Annotated in this window: 2 protein-coding genes; both read left to right on the forward strand. The window is 56.2% G+C overall.

The window, feature by feature from the left end; genetic code table 11:
* The coding region (locus tag ACYVGT_RS28115; RefSeq protein ID WP_460863877.1) for a lysophospholipid acyltransferase family protein at window positions 1-393 on the forward strand (393 nt) is incomplete at its 5' end.
* Window positions 390-623 (forward strand): YgjP-like metallopeptidase domain-containing protein (locus ACYVGT_RS28120; RefSeq protein WP_460863880.1); only part of this gene is annotated, 234 nt, incomplete at its 3' end. The genes ACYVGT_RS28115 and ACYVGT_RS28120, both read left to right, overlap by 4 nt.

Genomic DNA, 623 nt, shown 5'->3' on the forward strand with positions numbered 1-623 from the left:
ATCCCGTTTTTTGGCTGGGGTTTGTGGGCGGTGGGCTCGATTCCGATTGACCGCAGCAGTGGCCGCGAAGCGCTGAAGAAATTAGTGAATCACGGCAAAGACCGGCTCAAGCGTGGCTTGTTGGTGGTGATTTTTCCGGAAGGCACACGGACCGCCCCCGGTGCCCGCGCCAAGTATCATATTGGTGGCGCCTGGCTGGCGACGCATACGCAAACCGCAGTGCTGCCGGTGGCGCACAATGCAGGCCGCTACTGGCGTAAAAACTCCATCCTTAAATATCCAGGCGTGATTCAGGTGGTGATCGGCCCAGTCATCCCCACCAACGGCCTTAAGCCGGATGTGTTGAATCAGCAAGTCGAAACATGGATTGAAACGGAGATGCAGCATCTGTGATCACGCAGCAGTTGCAACTGCCTAACGGGCAAACGATTGCTTACCAGCTGGATCTGCGGGCACGTAGATCCATAGGCCTTAAAATCACGGCCGAGGGCTTGGTGGTCCATGCGCCCAAGCGCATTTCTGCCTCGCAATTGCAGCAAGTTTTGCAGGAAAAATCCAGCTGGATACAGCAAAAGCTGGCCCTACGTGAGGCTAATCAGGTGGCCCCCATGCAATGGCTGGAT

It is taken from the genome of Nocardiopsis coralliicola (genome assembly GCF_054779695.1).